The organism is Actinomadura rugatobispora (assembly GCF_055379765.1).
Map to the genome: position 1 here is coordinate 1681215 of NZ_AP029191.1, position 18915 is coordinate 1700129.

Genomic DNA, 18915 nt, shown 5'->3' on the forward strand with positions numbered 1-18915 from the left:
GACGACCTGAGTGAACTCCCGGTTTGCCAGCGGCGATCGGGGCGACAATCATCGGGGTCTCGGGTACCGGTCGCGCGGGGGTCGCGGCCCTTCCCCGGGTGATAGGGAGTGATCTTGTTGGAGTGGTCCGAGTTCGCGCGGCGTCTGGGACGCGAGCTGGCGGGTCTGGAGAGGGACACCATCCTCATCGTGCGCGAGCGCGAGGAGAGCCGCCACTACGTCCAGGCGATGCGGGAGCCCGACCGGCTCTACGCCGAAGCGGTCAGCAACAACTTCCTCGACGGCCCGCTTCTCCTCACCCTGGCGGACGAGGAGGTCATGAGCGACGCCGGCTGGCGCCCGCCCGCCGACCCCGCCCCGCGCAACTGGTGGACCGAGCTGCCCGCCTACGCCACCGTCGACGACCACGGCCGGCTGGCGGACGTCATGGTCACCGCGCTGCGCGACGTGCAGGGCGTGCGGCGGCCCTCCGACCTGGTGTACGAGTCGTTCCACCGGCACGGCACCGGGCTGATCGAGCTGCTCGACTTCGGCATCGAGGCCGCCGACCCGAGCCGGGTCACCAAGCAGCGCCGCACCTCCGCGGAACTGGCCGAGGTCGCCGACCGGGCCGGCGGGGCCGCGCAGAACGGCGCCGCGCCGAACGGGGCCGTCCCGAACGGGCCCGCCGGCGTCCCGGCGGACGCCGCCGCGCCGCTGCTGGCCGCCCCGGTGCCGGGTCCGGGGGCGGGTCCCGGGCCACTGGGCGGGCCGCCCGAGGCGCACGTCCCGGACGCGCCCGACGAGCTGGAGCCGCGGCTGGCCGAGGCCAAGCAGCGCGGCGACCACACGACCTACTTCGAGCTGCTGCTGTCGGCCGACCTGGTCCTTCCGGCGAGCGCCCCGGCGGTCGAGGACCCGGAGGCCGCCGAGTTCCCGACCACCTCGATCGGGGCCGGGACGTACGTGGTGGTGTTCACCTCGCCGCAGGCGCTGGTGCGGTCGGGGCACCGGCCGGGCCTGTACCGGCGCACGTCGTTCGCGCGGCTGGCGGGGGGCTGGCCGGATCCGGCCTGGCAGCTGGCGATCAACCCGGGGCTGCCCAGCGAGGTCCATCTCGACGCGGCCGCCGTGATCCGGCTGGACGCCACGCAGCGCGCCCTCAGCCACCAGCCGGGGGCCCAGGGCCCTCCACCGGCCGTCCCGCCGCCCCCACCGCCCGCGCCGCCCACGCAGGGGCCGCTGCCAGGGCAGGACGCACCTCCGGCCGCGCCGCCCATTCCCCCTGCAGTGCCGCCCGTACAGGGACCACCGCCAGGACAGGACGCGCCGCCCGTACCGCCTGCCGCACCGCCCGCGCAGGGGCCGCCGCCGGGCCAGGACGCGCCGCCCGTACCGCCTGCCGCACCGCCCGTACAGGGACCACCGCCTGGACAGGACGCGCCGCCCGTACCGCCTGCGGTGCCGCCCGCGCAGGGGCCGCTGCCAGGGCAGGACGCGCCTCCGGCCGTGCCGCCCGTACCGCCTGCCGCGCCGCCCGTGCAGGGCCCGCCGCCGGGGCAGGACGCGCCTCCGGTGGCGCCGCCCGTACCGCCGGCAGAGCCGCCCGCTCCCGCGCCGCCGCCGCCAGCCGCCGCGCCGCGGCCGCCGGTGCCCCTGGAGCCCGTGCCGCCGCCGGCCGAGCACGCGCGGCCCGCTCCGCCGCCGCCCGCGGTCCCGAAGATCTCCTCGGGGATCCCGCTGCGGCCCGCGCCCGGCACCCGCCTGTGGCGCTGGGACGGCGAGGGCGACGAGACCGAGGCCGCCGTCCCGGTGGCGGTCTTCGACGCCGTCACCGGCTCCTGGACCACGGTCCGCGCCGACGCGCTCCCGGCGCCGCGCAGCGACTGACCCGGTACGCCCCTGTTCGACCCCGTTCGACCTCCGCTTGACCGCGGTCGGCCCGGCACGCGCGCGCCGGGACGGCTACCGTCGGGTACGCACACCACCACGGACGCGAGAGTTGGGCCCGCGATTGGACTGGAACGACTTCGCCAAACGGCTGACGATCGAGCTGATGCGGCTGCCGGTCCAGGCGTTCCTGATCGTGCAGGGGACCGGCGGGCTGCCGTACGTCCAGGCGTTGCGGTCACGGGACGCGCTGGAGGCCGAGGCGGTCGGCAGCGCCTTCCTGCCGCGCCCCCTGGCGCCGCGCCAGGAGCGCCGGCTGACCGTGATCGGCTGGGAGCCGCCCGAGGACCCCGCGGCGCAGAACTGGTGGTCGCACGTGCCGCTGGTCGAACGGTCCGGGCGCACGGTGCCCGACCAGGCGGAGCGGTGCGCGGCCCTGGCGGGGCGCATGGTCGCCGCGTTCCGCGACGTGTACGGCGTCGGCTCCCCGCTCGACCTGGTCCACCAGGCCAGCTACAGCGACGGCGGCCCGCTGGCGCTGCCCGGCCTGGGCATCCCGCGCGCCGCCCTGGAGGGTGAGGAGGCCGCCCCGGGGTTCGAGGGGGGCCTGCCCCCGGCCGGGTACGAGGCGTCCGCGGCGTCCGGGGCGGCCGCCGGGAGGCTCGAGGCGGCTCTCGCGGCCGCGCGCGAGCACGGCGACCAGAACGCCTACTTGGGCCTGCTCGCGCGCACGGTGCTCTACCTGCCCTCCCCCACCGACCCGACCTACGACGACGGCGACGGTCACCAGTTCGCGACCGCGCGGTTCGGCGACGACACGTTCGTGCTGGCGTTCACCTCGCCCGAGGCGATGGGCCGCTCGCTGCGCGGGCAGGCCGTGCACCACCGGCGGGCGTTCCTGGAGGAGCTGGTCCGGCAGTGGCCCCACCCGGAATGGCAGCTCGCGATCAACCCGGGGCTGCCCAGCGCCGCGTACCTGGACGCGACCGCCCTCCCGCCTGCGCCCACGGCGCCGCGCCCCGTCCCGCAACCCCAGCCGCAGCCCCAGCCGCAGCCGCCGATGCCGCAGAAGCCGCCGGAGCCGTCCCGGGAGCCGGCCGCGGAGCCGCTGGGCCGGGACAACGGGCACCCGACTCCCCACAAACCCGAACAAGCGCCCCCAGAACGGCCACAGCCACCCCAGCAGCGGCCGCCCCGGGTCTCCGCACCCGAGCACGCCCCCGGGCGTCCTGAGGGCCCTGAGACGCGACCGGCGGCCCCGCCCGAGATCGCCGTGATGCAGAAGGTCATCCGGCCCGAGCACGTCGCCCACTACCTGGAGGGCGGCTACGACCTGGTCGCCGGCTACGTCCACCGGCTGCAGGACGTCCGCGACCTCAACACCCCGGCCAAGCTGGTGCGGGGGCTCGGGCTCGTGTACGACGGCACGCCGTTCCGGCCGGTGGACGACTCGGTGCACGTGATCCGCTGGCCGGCGATCACGCCGGCGCTGTTCCGCAAGCCGCTCGGCGGGATCGACGAGTGGAGCATGGGCCTGGTCCCGGGCGGCTGGGTGATCGAGAAGGCGCCGTTCCCCGGCTCGGGGTACGCGCCCGGCGAGGGCCCGGCGATCCCCGAGTTCAAGATCGACAGTCAGCGGCTGCCGCACGGCGCGGAGATGTACCGGATCGAGCGGTCCGGCCGGGAGACGCTGCTCGGCGGCTACGACGCGGACCTGCGCCGCTGGCTGCTGCGTCCCGGCGTGAGCCCGCCCGGCGCCGCCCGTCCGGTCCCGGCGGCCCGCCGGGCGGAGGCCGACCCGGCGACCGGGACGGGGCGTCCGGCCGCAGGGTCCGCGCCGGTGGCGGAGAAGGCGCCCGGGGTGCGGGACGGGGGTTGGACGTGAGCGTCCGGCAGGGCTACTTCGCGCGCTGGCGCGGCACCGAGTACGAGGCGAGCCCCGACGGCTCCCAGGTGCGCCTCTACCTGCCCCGTCCGGCCGAGGGCTTCACCGCGGCGACCCCCGACCGGCACGTCCGGGTGGTGGCCGCGGCGGAGGTGGAGCGGCTGGCGTACATCAACACGTTCTGCACCTGGCGCGGCGAGCGGTTCGTGGTGCTCGGCGAGTACGAGGGCTGGCTGCGGGTGGAGTACGTGGGCGGCAAGGCCACGGTGGCCGAGCGGCTGGGGCTGGAGATTTTCGACCGGGGCGTCTACCAGGCGTGGGCCCCCCGCACGGACGTCGAGGACCTGCGCGAGGAGGCGTCATGAGCCGCGCCGCCCGCGCCGAGGGGGCCTTCGGGGCCGCGCCGGTCGGCGCGGCGGACGGCGACGGTGGTAGATCTGGGCCATGGCGGTCATCGATATCAACGCCGATCTGGGCGAGGGCTTCGGCAACTGGACGCTCGGCGACGATGCCGCGCTGCTCGATGTGATCACCAGCGCCAACGTGGCCTGCGGCTTCCACGCCGGCGACCCGCTGATCATGCGGCGGGTGTGCGCGGGCGCGGTGGAGCGCGGCGTGACCATCGGCGCGCAGGTGTCGTACCGGGACCTGGCCGGGTTCGGCCGCCGCGAGATGGACGTGGCGGCGCCCGAGCTCACCGCCGAGGTCCTCTACCAGATCGCCGCGCTCGACGGCATCGCCCGCGCCGAGGGCGGCCGGGTGGCGTACGTGAAGCCGCATGGAGCGCTCTACAACCGCGTCGCCCGCGACCCGGTGCAGGCCCGCGCCGTCGCCGAGGCGGTGCGCGCCCACGATCCCGCGCTGCCGCTGCTGACCCTTCCCGGCTCGGCGATGTACGAGGCCGCCGGGGGGCTGGCGGTCGTGGCCGAGTGCTTCGCCGACCGCGCCTACACCCCGGAGGGGCGGCTGGTCTCGCGGCGCGAGCCGGGCGCGGTGATCCACGAGCCGGAGGCGGTGGTGGGCCGCGCCGTGCGGATGGCGGTGGAGGGGACGGTCGTCGCGGTGGACGGCAGCGAGATCTCGCTCGGCGCCCGGTCGATCTGCGTGCACGGCGACACGCCCGGCGCGGTGGATCTGGCCCGCGCCGTCCGCGCGGCGCTGGCCGAGGCCGGCGTGGAAGCGGCGCCCTTCGCATGACCGGTCCGGCGGAGCGGGACGCCGGCGGGCCGCGGATGCGGGTCCGCCGGGCGGGGGACGCGGCGCTGCTGGTGGAGACCGGCGACCTGGCGACCTCGCACCGGCTCGACGCGGCGGTCCGCGGCGCCGCGATCCCCGGCGTCGTGGACGTCGTGCCGGGCGAGCACACCGTGCTGGTGACCGCGGACCCGGCCGTGTGCGATCTGGACCGGCTGGCCGCGCGGCTCCCCGGGCTGCCGCTGCCGGAGGCGGCGGCCGGGGAGGCGGCCCCGGTGGAGATCCCCACGGTGTACGACGGCGAGGACGTGGACGTGGTCGCCGACCTCGCCGGCCTGTCCCGCGAGGAGGTGGTCGCGCGGCATGCCGCCGCCTCGTACACGGTGGCCTACCTGGGCTTCTCCCCCGGCTTCGCGTACCTGACGGGCCTGGACCCGGCGCTGCACGTGCCGCGCCGCGACTCGCCGCGCACCGCCGTCCCCACCGGGTCGGTGGCGATCGCGGGACCGTACGCGGCGGTGTACCCGTCGCAGTCGCCGGGCGGCTGGCGGCTCCTGGGCCGGTCGGACCTGTCCCTGTGGGACGTCGAGCGCGATCCGCCGTCGCTGCTGCGGCCGGGGACGCGGGTCCGGTTCGTGGTCCGGGAGGGGGATCGGTGATCGAGGTCGTGCGTCCGGGGCCGCTGGCGACGGTGCAGGATCTCGGCCGTCCGGGGCACGCGCACCTGGGCGTGCCGTGCTCCGGCGCCGCCGACGGGCGGGCGCTGCGGCTGGCCAACCGCCTGGTCGGCAATCCGGAGGGGAGCGCGGCGGTCGAGTTCACGTTGGGCGGGGGCGCGTTGCGGTTCGAGGAGGCGGCCTGGGTCGCGGTCACCGGCGCGTCTGTCCCGTTCGGGGTGGAGGGGCGGCCTTTCGGGATGAACGCGCCGTGCCACGTGCGCGCGGGCGCCGTCCTGGAGCTGGGCATGCCGGAGCGGGGGCTGCGGAGCTATCTCGCGGTGCGGGGCGGTCTGGCCGTCGAGCCCGTTCTGGGGAGCCGTTCCACGGATCTGCTGTCGGGCCTGGGGCCCGCGCCGCTGTCTACGGGCGACCGGCTGCCCGTGGGGCCGTCCGAGGGACTGGGCGACATCCGGGTGGACGTCGCGCCCTCCCCAGAGCTGCTCGAAGTCCCCCTGCTGCACATCCTGCCCGGCCCTAGGGACGACTGGTTCACGCCCGGATCGCTCACGACGCTCACCACGCGCCCGTACGAGGTGACCTCGGAGAGCAACCGCGTGGGGGTGCGCCTGGACGGGCCCGCGCTCACCCGGGTGCGCCAGGGTGAGCTGAGCAGCGAGGGCATGGTCACGGGAGCGATCCAGGTGCCCCCGAACGGGCTGCCGATCCTCTTCCTGACCGACCATCCGACGACCGGCGGCTACCCGGTGGTCGCCGTGCTGGCCGCGTCGGACATCCCGGTGGCGGCGCAGCTCCGTCCAGGCCAGCGCATCCGTTTCCGCGCCCGCTCTGGCGCGCGCTGAGCCGGCGTTCCTGCCGGCCGTTCTCCCTGTCCGGGCCGCTCCCGGCTCGCCGTGCCGAGGGGCGGCGCGGCGGAGCCGGGAGCGGCGGGGCTCAGGTGAGGGGGGCGGGGGACGCGTGCGGGAGGTGGGCGATGTCGTTGTAGCCGCGGATCGACCAGGTTCCGTTCAGCACGACCAGCCGGGAGATCGAGCAGTTGTCGGGCCCCACGAACGCGAACGGCTGCGAGCCGGTGGCCAAGGCGAGCGCCTGCCCGATGGCGCCGCCGTGCGAGAACACCGCCACGCGCCCCTCCGGGTGTGCGGCGACGATGCGGTCGATGCCCTCGCGGATCCGGGCCTCGAACCGCTCGGCGGGCTCGGCGCCGGGGATGACGTCCCAGCGCTGCTCGGTGCGCACCCGCAGCGCCACTGGATCGTTCTCGGTGAACTTGACGCGGAAGAGGCCGCCCTCCCACTCGCCCAGATGCACCTCGCGCATCGCCGGCTCCACGACCGGATCGATGCCGAGGCGCCGGGCGAGGGGCGCGGCGGTCTGGACGGTGCGGCGCAACGTGGTCACGTAGATCGCGTCGATCCGCTCCTTGCCGAGGCGCTCGGCGACCAGCTCGGCCTGCTCGCGCCCCTCGGGCGCGAGGTCGGGATCGCTCTGCCCGTCGACCAGGTCGAACGGCTTGCCGGGGTAGAAGACCGCGGAGGCGCCGTGCCGGATCAGCAGGATCTCGACCGCTCCCGCGGGGGTTCTGTAGGGCTGCTGCTTGTAGGAGGTCTGACCTTCGGGGGTCTCTTCCTGGTCTGCCACGGCTCGCACCCTAACCAGCGGCCGTCCGCCGTATTTCGCCGGGGCCGTTTTACCGGCGGCCGACGCCCCGGAACGCGGTCAGCGCGCTCAGGAGGCCAGCAGCGCGCGCATGCGGGCGGCCTCCTCCGCCAGCGGGCCCGACGGGACGTCCTCGAACGGCGTGACCGCGATGTCGCCGTCCTCGGCCGCCCATACTCCGGCGACCCGGCCCTCGTACAGGACGACCGGCGAGATCCACCCGGCGGTGCGGCTGACCTCGGCGCGGCGGCCGGCCGGGACCAGGTACGCGGCGCCCGTCCCGGCGCCCAGGACGTACTGGTCGAACCCGCCGACCAGCCGCACCGAACGCGTGGGCGGGGTGTCGAGCAGCTCGTCCAGGTGCTCGCGCAGCACCTGCATCGGGACGCCCTCGACCTCGACCGTCGCCAGCCGGTCCTCCACCGCCGCGAACCAGCCCTTGAGGTCCTTCTTGCGGCTCACCTTCCGCGTCAGCCAGTTGTCGAACGCCTCGGGCGTGGCGGGGCCGTGCGCGCCCAGGTAGGCGGGCAGGACCGTGCGCGCGGCCTCCTCGGGCGGGGGCGGCGCCGTCCAGCCGGGGACGGTGCGTTCGGGCGCGGCGAAGGTCACCCGCGTGCTCCGGGAGGGGCCGTAGCAGAGCACGCCCCACCAGGCCAGCGGCTTGAGGAGGGTGCCCCAGCCGGATCCGAGGACCTCGGCGAGATGGCCGGATCCGGTCTCCTCGACGATCGCGGCGGTGAGCTCCTCCCTGGTCAGCGCCGCACCGCCGGACAGGGCGGTGCGGGCGGCCGCGGCGATCGCCTCCAGGTCGGCGGGCGTCGCGCCGAAGGTCCGCTGCCAGCTCGGCCGCTCCCAGTGCCGGGCGGTGGCGCACAGCGCCAGGTGGGCGGGCGCCTCCGCGGCGGGCAGCAGGTGGAGCGTGCCGCGCGCCGCCCACGTCTTGACCAGCGACCGCTCCTCCCACAGCGCCCGCGCCACCTCGCCCGGGACGGGCCCGGCGCGGCGGACGGCCACCGCCAGCGCGGCCGCCGAGGCGACCTGGGCCTGCACGCCCGCCAGCCGCCGCACGACCTCGGCGACCGGGACGTCCGCCGCCGGGGCACCGCCGGCCGGCTCGAGGAACTGCCGCCGCATCCGCCATGCCAGCACCTGTGGCCAGGTCACCGCCTTCATGGGCGGCATCCCATCACACCCGGCCGACATTCCCGCCGGAAGGGGTTCAGGCCAGGCGGTGGGCCAGCTCGGAGGACGCGGCGTGCACGTCGTCGGCCGTGAGGACGGTCAGATCGGCGGCCGTGGCGGCCGAGCCGAGCTGCGCCGCCCGCAGCGCCCGGGACGCGCACGCCTTCTCATAGACGGAGCGGGCGAAGCGGCCGTTGCCCAGCTCGTCGGTCCGGCCCCGGCCGCAGACCCGCTGGAACAGCAGCGCCAGGTCGTTCAGCGCGGCCTCCTCCCAGTGGTCGCCGCTCTCCTCGGCGATGAGCTGCGCGATCTGCAGCAGCTCGTCGGGCCCGTAGGAGGGGAAGTCGACCCGGGAGTCGAAGCGGGAGGCCAGGCCCGGGTTGGACGACAGGAAGCGGTCCATGTCCGCCTCGTAGCCCGCCAGCACGATGACCAGCCGGTCGCGGTCGTCCTCGGCCCGCTTGAGCAGCGTCTGCACCGCCTCCGACCCGAACGCGTCGCCGCCGCTGTAACCGGGGTTGACCAGCGCGTACGCCTCGTCCACGAACAGCACCCCGCCCAGCGCCGAGTCGACCACCTTGTTGGTCTTCAGGGCGGTGGCGCCCAGATGGTCGCCGACCAGGTCGGCGCGCTGGCACTCGACCACCGACGGGCGGGCCAGCAGCCCCAGCGCGGCGAAGATCCGGCCCAGCACCCGCGCCACCGTGGTCTTGCCGGTGCCCGGCGGCCCGGTGAACACGAAGTGCCGGGTCGGCGGGCGGGTGACCAGGCCCTGCTCCTGCCGCATCCGGGCGACCTGGAGCTGCGCGGCGATCTCCCGGACCTGCCGCTTCACCGGGGCCAGCCCGATCATCGCGTCCAGCGAGCCGAGCGCCTCGTCCAGGGTGGGCGTCTCGGCGTAGCCGCGGTAGCGCTCGGTGACCTCGGCGAAGGCGGTCTCCACGTCCTCGGCGCGGATGGTGACCAGGTCGTCGGCGGTGGGCCGCCGCCCGGTCGGCGCGGCCGCGGCGCCCCCGACCACCCGCACGTCGCGGGCGCGGGCCGCCGCCTCGGTCAGCGTGCGGACGAACCGGCCGTTGCCGAGCTCGTCGACGATCCCGCGGCGCTCCACGTCGTGGAACCGGGCGGCCAGCCGCTCCCGGGCCGCCTCGTCCAGCCGGTCGTCCCGCAGGGAGGTGTGGTACTCGGCGATCTGCAGCAGTTCCTCGGGCCGGTAGGACGGGAAGTGCACGCGGGTGCCGAACCGCGAGGCCAGGCCGGGGTTGGAGGCCAGGAACTCGCCCATCTGCGCCTCGTACCCGGCCAGGATGACGACCAGGTTGTCGCGGTCGTCCTCGGCCCGCTTGAGCAGCGTCTGCACGGCCTCGTTGCCGAACCGGTCCGGCTGGCCCTCGGCGGCGTTGACCAGCGCGTACGCCTCGTCCACGAACAGCACCCCGCCCAGCGCCGAGTCGACCAGCTGGTTGGTCTTGATCGCGGTGGCGCCGAGGTACTCCCCGACCAGGTCGGCGCGGTGCGCCTCCACGACCGAGGGGGTGGGCAGCAGCCCGAACGCGTAGAAGATCTTGGCCAGGACGCGGGCCACGGTGGTCTTGCCGGTGCCGGACGGGCCGACGAACACGAAGTGCCGCATCGGCTTCTCGGTCGGCACCCCGGCGGCGGCGCGCAGGTGCGCGGCCTCGATGGACGCGGCGATCGACCGGACCTGCCGCTTCACCGGCTCCAGCCCGATCATCGCCTCCAGTTCGGCCAGCGCCTCGGCGACCGAGAGCTCGGGGGCCTCCCCGCCGCCGCCCGGCGCGTCCTTGCCGCCCGAGGCCGCGGCCGCGGCGGGTGCGGTCGCGGGCTCCGCCGTCTGGGCGGCGACGCGCTGCTCGTAGGCCGCCTGGGTGGCCGCCGGGACGCCCCCGGCCATCGCCGGATCGTCCTCGGGCTCACCCTCACCCCCGGCCGCCGGGCCCGAGCCCGGCCTGGGCCCGGCGTTGTCGGGACGGCGCGGGCGGTCGGAGAACGGGCGCTTACCGGGAACCGTCATGGCGCCCCCTTTGGAGTCCGCCTTCGCGTCGGCCTGCTGCTCCTGGACCCAGCCGGTGTCGTACGCCTCCGCCGGGACCGAGCGGCGCGCCTGGTCCCAGCGATAGGCCAGGACGGCGAGCGCCGCCACCCAGGCGGGCGCCACGTGCAGGACGGGCAGCGGCTGCGCCACGGCCGCGGTGAGCAGGCCCGCGGCGGCCAGGGCCAGCAGAGCCGTCCGCCACGGCGCGTACCCGCGCAGCCGCAGCGCCACGAACGCGACCGGCACCGCGAGCAGCGCCAGCAGCGGCGCGGCGTCCACCGGGAGCCCGGCGGCGTCCCGCGGGTACAGCCGCCCCAGCGGCACCGACGCCCCGAGCCAGCACGCGAGCACCGACACCACGGCCATGCCGGCCGGGGAGCGCAGCACCAGATGCACGACCACCAGCAGGATCAGGGTGAACGCGGCGGCGACGGCGGTGCCGGCCACCGGCGTCTCCAGCAGCACCGCGCCCGCCGCCACCAGCGCGACCAGCAGCAGCCCGCCGAGCAGGCGCAGGCCGGGCTGGATCTGGAAGTAGCGCCACCGCAGGCGCTCGAAAAGATCCCGCGCCGCGGTGGCGACCGCGGGGCGAGAACGGGATCTCCGGAACGCAGGCATACAAGGCGAGTAAAGCGCAGTGACCGTGATTACGGGACTCCCCCGAGCGTCTTCGTCGAGTCGTGACATGGCGGCGACACGAAGATCACCCGGAGCCGCGGCAGGTCACCGCGTATTCACCGGGCCGCCACCGCCGCGGTTCCCGCCGTTCCCGCCTCCCCGCGGCCCTACCATCGACGGGACCGCGAGCTTCCCACGGAGACCCGTTGAGCGACGAGACACGCCCGAGCGACCCGGGCGCCCCGAGTGACGTGAGCCACCCGAGTGACGTGAGCGCGCTTCCCGGACTGGAGGTGGAGGCCGTCCCCGCGGCGGCGCCGCCCGCCGGGCCGGGGCGAGCGGCCGGGTACGCGATCGAGGAGGACCTGTGCGCCGCCCTCGGCCGCGGCGGCCGCCGCGCGCCGCGGATCGCCGGTGTGGACGAGGTCGGGCGCGGCGCCTGGGCGGGCCCCGTGGTCGTCTGCGCCGCCGTCACCGACCTCGGCCCGCCCCCCGAACTGCCCGGACGCGGCAAGCGGACCGTCTCCCTCACCGACTCCAAGCTGCTCACCGCGGCGCACCGGGAGGGGTTCGCCGCGATGCTGCCCGGCTGGCTGGCCGGGCACGCCATCGGCGCCGCGTCCCCCGAGGAGATCGACGAGATCGGGATGACCGCGGCGCTGCGGCGCGCCGCCGTCCGGGCCCTGGAGGCGCTGCCCGAGCCGCCCGACGTGGTGATCCTGGACGGCGCGCACGACTTCCTGCGCGGGCCGTGGCGGGTCCGCTGCGAGATCAAGGCCGACCAGCGCTCGGTCACGGTGGCCGCCGCGTCCGTGCTGGCCAAGGTGCACCGCGACCGGCTGATGGCGGCGCTGGACGGCGAGTACCCGGGTTACGGCTTCGCCGACAGCGCCGGATACCCCTCCCCCGTCCACCAGAAGGCGCTGGAGGAGCACGGGCCGACGCCCCACCACCGCATGTCGTGGTCCTACCTGGACGACCTGCCCCGCTGGCGGCACCTGAAGAAGCACCGCGATCCGGCGGCGGGCGAGGGCCAGCTCAGTCTCCTCTAGGACGGCCAGGTCGCGCCCCTGGAGTCATCCCCCTCTCCGGGGGTACGTCGCCGGAGACAGGGAGGTGCGTTCCATGGAAGCCGTCGTGAAGAAGCTGATGCGTGAAGCGGGCCAGACCTACGCCGAAGAGGCCGGGGTCCCGTTGAAGGACCAACCCGCGGCGCTGTTCAAGCTGCTGGTCCTGGCCAACCTCATGAGCGCCCGCATCACGGCGGACATCGCCATGGCCGCGGCCCGGGAACTGTTCGAGGCCGGCGGCGGCACCCCCCGCGGCATGAACAGGCTCACCTGGCAGCAGCGGGTGGACGCGCTCGGCCGCGGCCACTACGTGCGCTACGACGAGAGCACCGCGACCCGCCTGGGCGAGATGGCCGAACTCGTCCAGGACAAGTACAACGGGGACCTGCGCCGCCTGCCCATCGAGGCCGGGCGGGACGTCGACCGGGCCGCCGAGCTGCTCAAGGAGTTCAAGGGCATCGGCCCGACCGGCGTCGACATCTTCTGCCGCGAGGCGCAGCAGGTCTGGCCGTGGCTCCGCCCCTACTTCGACGACCAGGCCCGCAAGGGCGCCGACAGGCTCGGCCTGCCCTCCGACCCCAAACGGCTCGCCGACGAGGTTCCCGACCGGGACATCGCCCGCTTCGCCGCCGCGCTCGTCCGCACGGCCCGCGACAAGAAGCTCGCCGACGCCGTCAAGGGATGAACCGGGGGCCGCCCGGCCCCGGTCCGAACGGCCGGGTGCCGTCAGTCCTTGCCCTTCGCCGCCACCCATTCGAGGTTCCACCCGTAGGCCTGGTCGACCGACATCTTGCCCCAGCGCGGCCGGCCGGGCGGCGGCAGGACGAACCGGCCCTCCCGGCGCACCACCAGCTCGCCGCCCACGTTCTCGATCAGCGCCAGGACCGCGTCGCGGGAGGCGTCCACGCAGTCGCTGATCCGCATCTCGATCGGCGGGGCGCCCAGCGGGTACAGGGTGGCGATCGCGTCCAGGCCGCGGAAGTCGTCGGCGCCGTCGTAGATCTCGGCGAAGACCAGGATCCGCTTGAAGTCGGCGGTGTGGTCGAGGTTGATCGTGAGGTTCTCGCCGGTGCTGACCGTCCCGGAGCGGTCGTCGCGGTCGAGCAGGACGTAGGGCGGGCGGTCCAGGGCGCCGAAGTCGCCGAGGGCGTGGATGATGCCCTTGCGGCCGTCCTGGAGCTCCCACAGGCAGCACAGGTCGAGGTCGAGGTCGACACCGCGGCGCAGCTTGCCGAGCAGGCCCTTGGCGGCGCCCTCCTTGGCGGACCAGTTGAGGTTGACCCGCATGTTGCCGCCGGTGGCGCCGTGCTTGGTCAGCGACACCGAGGGGGCGTTCTTGGTCAGCGAGATCGTCCCGCCGGCCCCCTGCTGCGGCTGCCCGCCCACCGGCGGCACGGGCGCCGCGGGAGCGGGCGGCGGCGGCACGGGCGGCTGCCCGGGCGGGGTGAACTGGCCGGGCGGAGGAGGCGCGTACTGGCCGGGCGGCGGGGGCATCGGGGTCTGGCCGGGCGGGGCGAACTGGTGCTCGGGCGCCGGCGGCGGCACGGGAGCGGCGGGAGCGGGCGGCGCAGGCGGTGCCTGCGGCGCGGGCGGCGCCTGGGGCGGCGCGGCGGGAGCGGGCGCCGGCGCGTCGTCGACGGAGATGCCGAAGTCGGTGGCCAGCCCCGCCAGGCCCGAGTCGTAGCCCTGGCCGACCGCGCGGAACTTCCACGTGCCCTGCCGCCGGTACAGCTCGCCCAGCACGAACGCGGTCTCGGTCGTGGCCCCCGGGTTGTCGAACCGGGCCACCTCCGTTCCGGCCGCCGCGTCCACCACCCGCACGTACAGGCCCTGGAACTTGCCGAACGAGCCGCCGTCCGAGGACGCCGCGATCACGATCCGCTCGATGCCGGCCTCGACGCCGTTCAGGTCCACCGCCAGCACGTCCCGCACGGTCGGCCCTGGCTGCTTGCCCTCGTGCCGCACGGCGCCCGACGCGTGCGCCGGCTGGTTGTAGAACACGAAGTCATCGTCCGACCGCACCCTGCCGGTGCCCGCGAGCAGCAGCGCGGAGGCGTCGGCGTCGGGCACCCCGGGGCCGCCCTGCCAGCCCAGCTCGACCCTGACCGACGGCACCGGCACCGGCGTGTTGGCGCCCTTCTGCATGGACATGAACGCTCCTCCTCCTCGTCCGACGTCCCCCAACCTATGGCCCTCCGGACGCGCCCGGCGACCGCGCCGCCCCGTCCCGGCGCCCGCGTCCCGCCCCCGCCCCCACCTGGAACGCTCGCGCGATGCTCGCGCCGAGCGTCATACTCACGTGCGGGCAACCCCGGGCCCGCACGCGCGAAAGGAGTCGACGGCATGCGCTCTCGGCCGCTGTACGACATCGCGGCGCTGCTCGCGCGGCTCGGCTTCGGCGCCGTCTTCATGGCGCACGGCTGGCAGAAGATCGAGGCCGGGATCACCGCGACCGGACGCTCGTTCGACCAGCTGGGCGTCCCGTTCCCGACCGGCGCCGCGGTGTACGCCGCGTTCGCGGAGCTGCTGGGCGGCGCCGCGCTGGCCCTCGGGCTGGGGCTGCCGGTCGTCGGGGTGCTGCTGTTCGTGGACATGGCGGGCGCGTTCGTGTTCGTGCACGCGGGCGAGGGCCTGTTCCTGGTGGACGGCGGCACCGCGCGCAACGGCTACGAGCTGGTCCTGGTGCTCGGGCTGGCCGGGCTGCTGTTCGCCGCCGGGGCCGGGGGACGGCTGACCGCCGACCAGTGGCTGCTGGGAGGCCGTACGAGCCGCGGGCGCGGGCTCCGCCGCTCGGAACGCGCTCGCGTCGACGACGAGGACGATGACGACGACGGCCAGAAGTTCGTGGAGGCCCTGAGGGGCGCCGGCGACGAGCCGCCGCCCCCGGCGCTGGAGAAGCCCCGGGCGCCGAAGGCCGCGAAGAGCTCCTCGTCGAAGACCTCGTCAAAGACCTCGCCGAAATCCTCGTCCCGGTCCTCGTCCACGCCGTCCACGCCGGCGGAGGGCGACGCCCGCCTCGCCACCGACATCGTCTCGGGCGGCACGGGCACCGAGGACGACACGCTGGTCGCCGGGCGCCGCAAGCCGCGGCGGCGCGGCTCGTCCGACACCCAGCCGATGAAGCGGGACCAGAGCGGCAGCGGCACGTCCTGAACCCTCGGACCGGCGTAACAGCGGTCAGGGGACGCGGGCCGTCCACTCGGGCGTGCCGAACTTCTCGGCGACGAGCTTCTCGGCCGCCCGCAGCTCCGCGCCGGTGACCGCGTCGCCGGACAGCCCGTACCGGCCGCGGAAGTGGCCGATCATCCGCTCGATGATCTCCTCGCGCGGCAGCCCGGTCTGGCGGCGCAGCGGGTCCACCCGCTTGGCGGCGCTGGCGATGCCCTTGCCCGACAGCTTCTCCCGGCCGATCCGCAGCACCTCCAGCATCTTGGCGGCGTCGATGTCGTAGGCCATCGTCACGTGGTGCAGCACCGCCCCCGCCGCCAGCCGCTTCTGCGCGGCGCCGCCGATCTTGCCCTGGTCGGAGGTGATGTCGTTCAGCGGCCGGTACCACGCCCTGACGCCCAGGTCCCCGAGCGCGCCCAGCACCCAGTCGTCCAGGAAGGCGTAGCTCTCGGCGAACGACATGCCCGCCACCAGCGACGCGGGCGCGTACAGCGAGTAGGTGATGGTGTTCCCGGGCTCGACGAACATCGCGCCGCCGCCGCTGATCCGGCGGACCACGCGCACCCCGTGCCGGGCGGCGCCCGCGGCGTCCACCTCGTCGCGCAGCGACTGGAAGCTGCCGATGATCACGGCGGGCGAGGCCCACTCCCACACCCGCAGCGTCGGGGGCCGCCGCCCGGCCCCGACCTCCTCCGCCAGGACCTGGTCCAGCGCCATGTGCAGCGCCGGGTCCTGCGGCCCCTCGTGGACGAGCCGCCACGGGTGGTCGTGCCAGTCCGAGGCGTGCGCCACGGCCCGCCGGACGGCGATCCCGACCGCCTCCGCGGACACGCCCAGCATCACCGTGCCCCGCGGCAGGCCGCGTTCGACGCGGGCGGCGATGTCGTGCGCCTCCAGCGCGGCGGGCAGCCCGTCCAGCGCCGCGTTGACGGCCTCCAGCGCCTCGTCCGGCTCCAGGAAGAAATCGCCGCTGATCCGCGGCGACCGCAGCAGGCCGTCCGCCACCTCCAGGTCGGCGACCACCAGTTTCCCGCCGGGCACCTTGTACTCACCGTGCATCACGTCCATGCCAACCGCCGGCCCGCGGCCCCGATTCCTGCGCCGCGCCCGGACGCGACGGACGCGGCGTCAGCGGACGCGGCCGCGCGCCTTCAGCGGAGTCTCCGGCAGCGGCGGGGCGGGGACGGGCGGGCCGTCGTAGCCGTGCACCTCGCCGAACCGGTCGCCGTCCGTCCAGTCCCGGCGGGCCTGCGCGATCTCCTCGCCGGTCCGGCCGACGAAGTTCCACCACATGACCAGCTTCTCCGCGAACGGCTCGCCGCCCAGCAGCACCAGCCCGCCGTCCCCGTCCACGGCCCGCAGCGGCAGCTCGCGCCGCCCGCAGCCCAGGTAGACCATCGAGCCGGGCTCCACCCGCTCGCCGTCGACCTCGACGGTGCCCGCCATGGTCAGGGCGGCGTACTCGAAGTCGGGTTCGACCGGCAGCCGCGCGTCCGCGCCCGCCCGAAGGGCGATGTCGGCGCCGACGATCGGGGTGTAGGCGGTGCCCGGCGAGGCCGCCCCGTCCAGCTCGCCGAGGATCACGGTGGCCTCGAACCCGGTGCCGCCGGTGACGACGGGCAGGCCGGCGTGGTGCTCGAACGCGGGCTCCGCGTGCCGGTGCCCGTCGGGCAGGGCCACCCACAGCTGCGCGCCGTGCAGGAGGCGGCCGTGCTCGCGCGGCGACTCCTCCGAGTGGGAGATCGCCCGGCCCGCCGTCATCAGGCCGAGCTCCCGGGGACGCACGGTCCGCAGGCTGCCGACGCTGTCGCGGTGCAGCACCTCCCCGGCGTGCAGCCAGCTCACCGTCTGCAGCCCGATGTGCGGGTGCGGCGGCACCTGCATCCCCGGCTCGCCGGCGATGTCGTCGGGCCCGTAGTGGTCGACGAAGCACCACGCGCCGACCATCCGGCGCCCCAGGCTCGGCAGCAGCCTCCGCACCACCGTGCTCTCCCCGAGCGGCACCCGGCGCGGCGCCAGCAGCTCGTGCACCGGCGCGCCCGCGACGCCGTCCCGTCCCCCGCACACCACCGGCTCCGGCCGCAACTGAAGATCGCTCACCCTGCCACCCCTTCCCACCCCGACTGTACGGCGCCGTCCGGGGGTGCCGTGCCGCGGCGGTCGCGGGCGTCAGGCGGCGTGCGCGCGGAGGGCCGCGATCAGCCACGCGTAGGCCGGGACGGCGGGCGGCTGCGGCGGGCGGCCGTGGATGGTCGCCAGCAGCCGCCAGTACCGCTCGACCCGTTCGTCGGCGAACAGTTCGAGCTCCCCGGCCAGCCGGGCCCGCTGCTCCGCGGTCACCGCCGGCGCGACGAGCCGGTCCAGGACGGCCCGCCCCTCGGGCGACCCGGGGGCGACGCCGTCCGCCAGCGCCCGCCCCGCGAGCTCCGCGACCGCGTGGTAGTCGAGCTCGACGGAGAGTTCGTCCGAGCCGCCCGAGGCGACCGCCATGGCGCGGACGCGGCGGCGGAAGTCCTCGTCCGCGACCAGTTCCCCGAGTTCGACCCACGCGTCGACCTGCTCGGGCGCCGGGTCGTCGGGCAGTTCGGCGGGCAGCCGCCGCATGCTCTCCGCGACGCCCATCGCCGGCGCGTCCGGGGCGATGCCGTCCACGACCTCCTGGACGAAGTCATCGATGATCTGCTGCCGCTCGCGGGCGGACAGCCGGGCCAGTCTGTGCATCAGCAGCGTCTCCTCGATCGTGCTCTCGCGCTCGGCGACCGTGCTGAGCACCGCGCGGCGCAGCCGCAGCGTGCGGATCTCGGCGTCCAGCGCGGCGACCTGCGCGGCCGCCACCTCCGACAGCGTGGCGGCGCGGGCCAGGACGGCCCGCGTCACCTCCAGCCCGATCCCCAGCTCGCGCAGTGTCCGGACGAGATCGACCCGCGCCACCGCCTCGGCGTCGTACAGGCGGTAGCCGCCGGCCGACCGGCCCGCCGTGGGGACCAGCCCTTCGTCCGACCAGAACCGGATCGTCCGGGCCGGGACACCGCACCGATCGGCCAGCTGCCCGATCGTGAACAGTTCCGCGCTCGTGCTCATGCGACGACTGTGCACCTTCCACCCGCTGCAACCTCAACCCGCCGCCGCGCCGCCCTTCGGAACGGCCGCCAGAGCGGCGGCCAAGAGGGCGAGCCCCGCGCCGATGCCCGCGGAGTGCTGGAGGCGTCCCCGCCGCAGTCGACTCCGGCGGCATCGAGAACGGCGCTGAGCACCGCGAAGGGAAGCATCGGCACCAGGAAGCCGCAGCCCGTCCAGGCGAGGAAGATCAGGGGCGTGCGGGCAGCCGCCGGCCCCACGGCCGGGCCAGCGCCAGACCGACCGCCACGACCTTGACCACCAGGTAGAGGGACATGGCCAGCGCCGCCGCATACCCCCCGGCCCTGCGAGCCGCGCTCCACCGCGAACCGGCGCTCCCCGCCCGCACGGGCTCCACACCGACCGCCCGTCCATCACCTGGCCCCGCCCTTCGCACCGAACGCCCGCCGCCCGCGGTCC

General features: G+C 75.8%; 17 protein-coding genes. 9 read left to right on the forward strand and 8 right to left on the reverse strand.

What is annotated here, in order from left to right:
• The first annotated feature begins 114 nt into the window (after positions 1–114).
• The 6 genes from ACZ466_RS06915 (at position 115) to ACZ466_RS06940 (ending at position 6467) form a co-directional block, all read left to right on the forward strand.
• Complete coding sequence (locus ACZ466_RS06915; protein ID WP_464043033.1) at positions 115–1869, forward strand: SseB family protein; 1755 nt, start codon at positions 115–117, stop codon at positions 1867–1869.
• Between the two features lie 112 nt (positions 1870–1981).
• The gene (locus tag ACZ466_RS06920; RefSeq protein WP_378283785.1) at positions 1982–3754 is read left to right on the forward strand and encodes a TY-Chap domain-containing protein; all 1773 of its coding nucleotides are present in this window, start codon (positions 1982–1984) and stop codon (positions 3752–3754) included.
• Positions 3751–4119 (forward strand): hypothetical protein, encoded by a 369-nt coding sequence (locus ACZ466_RS06925; RefSeq protein ID WP_378283786.1) that lies wholly within the window; start codon positions 3751–3753, stop codon positions 4117–4119. Before ACZ466_RS06920 ends, ACZ466_RS06925 begins: the two co-directional genes overlap by 4 nt.
• 79 nt (positions 4120–4198) lie before the next feature.
• Positions 4199–4951, forward strand: coding sequence for a LamB/YcsF family protein (locus tag ACZ466_RS06930; protein WP_378283787.1), 753 nt, complete (start codon positions 4199–4201; stop codon positions 4949–4951).
• A gap of 35 nt (positions 4952–4986) precedes the next feature.
• Positions 4987–5607, forward strand: coding sequence for a 5-oxoprolinase subunit B family protein (locus ACZ466_RS06935; RefSeq protein ID WP_378283880.1), 621 nt, complete (start codon positions 4987–4989; stop codon positions 5605–5607).
• Positions 5604–6467: a 5-oxoprolinase subunit C family protein gene (locus ACZ466_RS06940; protein ID WP_378283788.1), complete on the forward strand. Its 864-nt coding sequence runs from the start codon at positions 5604–5606 to the stop codon at positions 6465–6467. The genes ACZ466_RS06935 and ACZ466_RS06940 overlap by 4 nt, the downstream gene beginning before the upstream one ends.
• Positions 6468–6558: 91 nt before the next feature.
• On the opposite strand, the gene ACZ466_RS06945 is transcribed toward ACZ466_RS06940, so the two are convergent.
• The 3 genes from ACZ466_RS06945 to ACZ466_RS06955 form a co-directional block, all read right to left on the reverse strand.
• Positions 6559–7266 carry a histidine phosphatase family protein gene (locus ACZ466_RS06945; RefSeq protein ID WP_378283789.1) on the reverse strand — a complete coding sequence of 236 codons (708 nt, stop codon included), beginning with the start codon at positions 7264–7266 and terminating at the stop codon, positions 6559–6561.
• Between the two features lie 87 nt (positions 7267–7353).
• Positions 7354–8457 (reverse strand): DNA glycosylase AlkZ-like family protein, encoded by a 1104-nt coding sequence (locus ACZ466_RS06950; RefSeq protein WP_378283790.1) that lies wholly within the window; start codon positions 8455–8457, stop codon positions 7354–7356.
• 46 nt (positions 8458–8503) lie between these two features.
• Complete coding sequence (locus ACZ466_RS06955; protein ID WP_378283791.1) at positions 8504–11140, reverse strand: AAA family ATPase; 2637 nt, start codon at positions 11138–11140, stop codon at positions 8504–8506.
• Positions 11141–11433: 293 nt separating this feature from the next.
• Between ACZ466_RS06955 and ACZ466_RS06960 the strand changes: the two genes are divergently transcribed.
• Together ACZ466_RS06960 and ACZ466_RS06965 are read left to right on the forward strand one after the other, a co-directional pair.
• Positions 11434–12192, forward strand: a complete 759-nt coding sequence (locus ACZ466_RS06960; RefSeq protein WP_378283881.1) for a ribonuclease HII — start codon at positions 11434–11436, stop codon at positions 12190–12192.
• Positions 12193–12265: 73 nt separating this feature from the next.
• Positions 12266–12895, forward strand: a complete 630-nt coding sequence (locus ACZ466_RS06965) for an HhH-GDP family DNA glycosylase (RefSeq protein ID WP_378283792.1) — start codon at positions 12266–12268, stop codon at positions 12893–12895.
• A gap of 41 nt (positions 12896–12936) precedes the next feature.
• Here ACZ466_RS06965 and ACZ466_RS06970 read toward each other — a convergent pair whose 3' ends face one another.
• On the reverse strand, positions 12937–14361 hold the full coding sequence (locus ACZ466_RS06970; protein ID WP_378283793.1) for a TerD family protein: 1425 nt from the start codon (positions 14359–14361) through the stop codon (positions 12937–12939).
• A gap of 192 nt (positions 14362–14553) precedes the next feature.
• Here ACZ466_RS06970 and ACZ466_RS06975 point away from each other — a divergent pair, with 192 nt between their 5' ends.
• Positions 14554–15363 carry a DoxX family protein gene (locus ACZ466_RS06975; protein ID WP_378283794.1) on the forward strand — a complete coding sequence of 270 codons (810 nt, stop codon included), beginning with the start codon at positions 14554–14556 and terminating at the stop codon, positions 15361–15363.
• Positions 15364–15387: 24 nt separating this feature from the next.
• Here the strand turns inward: ACZ466_RS06975 and ACZ466_RS06980 are convergent, their stop codons facing one another.
• The 4 genes from ACZ466_RS06980 to ACZ466_RS06995 all read right to left on the reverse strand — a co-directional run bounded on the left by ACZ466_RS06980 (position 15388) and on the right by ACZ466_RS06995 (position 18844).
• Positions 15388–16437, reverse strand: coding sequence for a lipoate--protein ligase family protein (locus ACZ466_RS06980; protein ID WP_378283795.1), 1050 nt, complete (start codon positions 16435–16437; stop codon positions 15388–15390).
• A 69-nt stretch (positions 16438–16506) separates the two neighbouring features.
• On the reverse strand, positions 16507–17478 hold the full coding sequence (locus ACZ466_RS06985; protein ID WP_378283796.1) for a pirin family protein: 972 nt from the start codon (positions 17476–17478) through the stop codon (positions 16507–16509).
• Positions 17479–17547: 69 nt separating this feature from the next.
• Positions 17548–18459, reverse strand: a complete 912-nt coding sequence (locus ACZ466_RS06990; RefSeq protein WP_378283797.1) for a MerR family transcriptional regulator — start codon at positions 18457–18459, stop codon at positions 17548–17550.
• A 226-nt stretch (positions 18460–18685) separates the two neighbouring features.
• Positions 18686–18844, reverse strand: coding sequence for a hypothetical protein (locus tag ACZ466_RS06995; protein WP_378283799.1), 159 nt, complete (start codon positions 18842–18844; stop codon positions 18686–18688).
• Positions 18845–18915: the final 71 nt, after the last annotated feature.